General features: G+C 74.0%; 4 protein-coding genes and 1 pseudogene. 1 reads left to right on the top strand and 4 read right to left on the bottom strand.

Annotated elements, in window-relative coordinates; genetic code table 11:
• The 4 genes from AB0M20_RS34740 to AB0M20_RS34725 form a co-directional block, all read right to left on the bottom strand.
• The coding region (locus tag AB0M20_RS34740; RefSeq protein WP_364304630.1) for a response regulator transcription factor at positions 1–601 on the bottom strand (601 nt) is incomplete at its 3' end.
• Positions 589–1764 carry a sensor histidine kinase gene (locus tag AB0M20_RS34735; protein WP_364304628.1) on the bottom strand — a complete coding sequence of 392 codons (1176 nt, stop codon included), beginning with the start codon at positions 1762–1764 and terminating at the stop codon, positions 589–591. The genes AB0M20_RS34740 and AB0M20_RS34735, both read right to left, overlap by 13 nt.
• A 46-nt stretch (positions 1765–1810) precedes the next feature.
• Entirely contained in the window at positions 1811–1981 is a 171-nt protein-coding gene (locus AB0M20_RS34730) for a hypothetical protein (protein ID WP_364304626.1), read from the bottom strand.
• Positions 1978–2691, bottom strand: a complete 714-nt coding sequence (locus AB0M20_RS34725) for a hypothetical protein (RefSeq protein ID WP_364304625.1) — start codon at positions 2689–2691, stop codon at positions 1978–1980. The genes AB0M20_RS34730 and AB0M20_RS34725 overlap by 4 nt, the downstream gene beginning before the upstream one ends.
• 149 nt (positions 2692–2840) lie before the next feature.
• Here AB0M20_RS34725 and AB0M20_RS34720 point away from each other — a divergent pair.
• Positions 2841–3111 (top strand): annotated as a pseudogene (locus AB0M20_RS34720) (monooxygenase); the annotation flags it as partial.

The following is a 3111-nucleotide window of genomic DNA, read 5'->3' as shown; positions in this document are numbered from 1 at the left end:
CACGGTCGTCGGGGGCCAGCTCGAGCTTCGCGAAGATGTTGCGGATGTGCTTGTGCACCGCGCCGTCGGTGACGAAGAGCCGCTCGGCGATCGCCGTGTTGCCGAGGCCTTCGGCCATCAGCGCGAGCACCTCGGTCTCGCGCGGGCTGAGGCGGTCGAGACCGCTGTCCGGACGGGTACGCGCCAAGAGCTGACCGACCACCTCGGGGTCGATCGCCGTCCCGCCACCGGCGACCCGGTGCAGCGCGTCGAGGAAGGCGTCCACCCGCCCCACCCGCTCCTTGAGCAGATAGCCGAGCCCGGCCGCGCCCCCGGCCAGCAGCTCGGTCGCGAACGCCTGCTCCACATACGCCGACAGCACCAGCACCGCCAGCTCGGGATGTCGCCGCCGCGCCTCGACCGCCGCCACGATGCCCTCGTCGGTGTGCGTCGGCGGCATCCGGACGTCGACCACGGCGATCTCCGGCAGATGCTCGTCGACCGCCTTGAGGAAGTCGTCGGGCCCGCCCGCGGTGGCCACCACGTCGAGCGACTCGGCGCGCAGCAGAGCGGCCAGCCCCTCGCGCAGCAGCGGGTCGTCCTCGGCGATCACGATCCGCACGGCAGCTCCACCCGCATCGTCGTCGGCCCGCCGGCCGGACTGGTCAACGTCATCGTCCCGTCGTACGCCTCGACGCGCCGCCGGATCCCGGTCAGCCCGGACCCCCGCGTCTCATCGGCGCCGCCCATCCCGTCGTCGTCGATCCGCAGCACCAGCCGGTCCTCCTCGCGTCGCACCGAGACCGTGGCGTGGCCGGCGCCGCTGTGCTTGGTGGCGTTGGTCAGCGCCTCGGCGACCACGTAGTAGGCGGTCGCCTCGACGGCCGTCGGGAACCGGCCCGGCGCGTCGACGGTCAACTCGCACGGGATGCCGCAGTCGCGGGCCAGGCCGTCCAGCGCACCGGCGAGGCCGCGGTCGGCGAGCACCGGCGGCAGGATGCCGCGGACCACGGTACGCAGCTCGGACAACGCATCCTCGGCGGCGGTCTGCGCGCGGTCGATGGCCTGCTCGGCGGCGGCCGGGTCGCGGGTCAGGGCCCGCCGGGCCAGGCCCAGCAGCACGGTGACCGCGACCAGCCGGTTCTGCGTGCCGTCGTGCAGCGACCGCTCGATGCGGCGCAGCTCGGCGGCGTGCGCGTCCAGCGCGGCGGCGCGGGTGGCGGTCAGGTGCGCGACGCGGGCGGACAGGTCGGCGCCCGGCGGCGGGGCGAGCAGGCGCCGCCCGGGCCACGCCTGCAGCCGTGCCAGATAGGGGCCGGCGAAGATCGTGGCGGCCAGCCAGCCGACGCCGGCGAGCGCGACGAGCAGCGCGTCGGGCAGCCCGCGGATCGGCCAGAACAGCACGCCCGGGCCGCCGATGTCGCCCGGGACCAGGTGGTACCACAGCGGGAAGGTGATGCACTGCAACGCGTACAGGGGCAGGGTCAGGCCGAGCAGGCCCAGCAGGAAGCCGGCCGTGCCGTGTACGCCGACCCAGGCCAGCTCCCGGCGTACCCCGGCATCGCGAAGCGCGACCCACCGCCTGGCCGGCAGCGGGCCGGGGTCGATGATCTCCGGACCCCAGCGGGACAGGCGTGCGCGCTCACGGTCCGCCGCGGAGCGGACGAGGGCGGGCTGCGCCAGCAGCACCCCGGCGATCAGCGCCGCCAGCGCCAGGATCGCCGTGCCCAAGCCGCTGACCAGGTGCTCGAGGGCGTCCACCCCGGTCCGCACGAATCGCCTCACGACGTGAAGGTACAGCCCACCGTCCGCCGGCCGGCCGGTGTGCGGATCAGCCCAGCCAGTCGGTCGGCTCCTCGTAGGTGTCCGCGATCGCGGTCAGGCCAGCGCCGTCCGGTGCCGAGACGTACAGGCGCCGGAGGTAGGTGTCGGGGTCGCTGACGGTCTCGTAGGCGCTGAATGCCACGTGCCGGCCGTCCGGCGAGAACACGGGCCGGGTCACCGAGTGCGGGAAGCCGGGCAGGTCGGGCCGGTCGACGGGCCGCCGGTGGCGGGCACGATCCGGAACGAGTCCGCCGCCGCGTACACCAGCCGACGGCCGTCGGGCGACCAGTCCGGCGCGTCGTACAGCGCGTCGCCGTCGGTGGTGAGCACTCGGACCGCCCGGGTGCGCAGGTCGATCACCTGGACGTTCCCGTCCTTGACGAACGCGACGCCGCGACCGTCGGGCGAGAACCGGCCCGGCCCGCTGAACGACACGATCTGCTCGTTCCCCGTCCCGTCCGCGTTGATCATGTTGAGCCCGCGCTCGCCCGGGGTGTGCCAGGAGTAGACGAGCCGGCGGCCGTCGGGTGACCAGGCGGGGTCGGTCGCCCCGCCGCTGCGCTCCGGGTTGTGGACGAGAACCCGCTCGGCGCCGCCGGCCGGACCCGAGGTCACCAGGTCGGGTGCGCCCCAGCAGCCCTCGATGTCGGGGATGCACTCGTCGACGTCGTGAGCGTAGGCCCACCGGCCGCGAGCAGAGATCGTGGCGTCCGAGCCGTTCCCGACCTCACTGAGCCGGGCGCCGGTGCGGACGTCGAGCGCGTGTGTCGACCAGGCGTCGGTGACCAGGAGGACCCCGCCGGGCCGGGCGGCGGCTTGCGCGGGCACGGCGACACCGAGCACAACCGCGGCCGCAATGATCACAGTGGACAGTAGCCGAAGCTTCATGAGACTTCCCCCGTTGACGTCTCTTGATGGCTGGAGCCCCACGCTATCAACGACGGTCGTCGATCGCTGTCCCCCGGCGAGCGGCTGACGGCGAGCTCCGCCGTCGGACGATGACGCCCGCAATACACCGGCCGGGGCATCATGGGGGTATGGGACGGGTAGCGATATCGCGTGTGGTCGCCGGGCTGAGCTGCGTACTCCTGCTCGGATCGGCCTGCAGTGAACCACCGCGGAGCGCGACCGCCCCTCATGCCGGTCACTCGATCCCGCCGGCCGCGCCGCTGCGCGACGGCGAGCGGTTCGTCACCCTCAGCATGCCCGCCGCCTACACGCCGGCCGCGCCGAACGGCGGCACCGACGAATACCGCTGCTTCCTCGTCGACCCCGGCCTGACCGAGGGCGCCTTCCTGACCGGCAACC

The sequence above is a fragment of the Actinoplanes sp. NPDC051633 genome, assembly GCF_040681735.1.
Lineage (GTDB): Bacteria > Actinomycetota > Actinomycetes > Mycobacteriales > Micromonosporaceae > Actinoplanes.
Note: the sequence above shows the minus strand (reverse complement) of the source record. Positions and strands in the feature narration are given on the sequence as shown.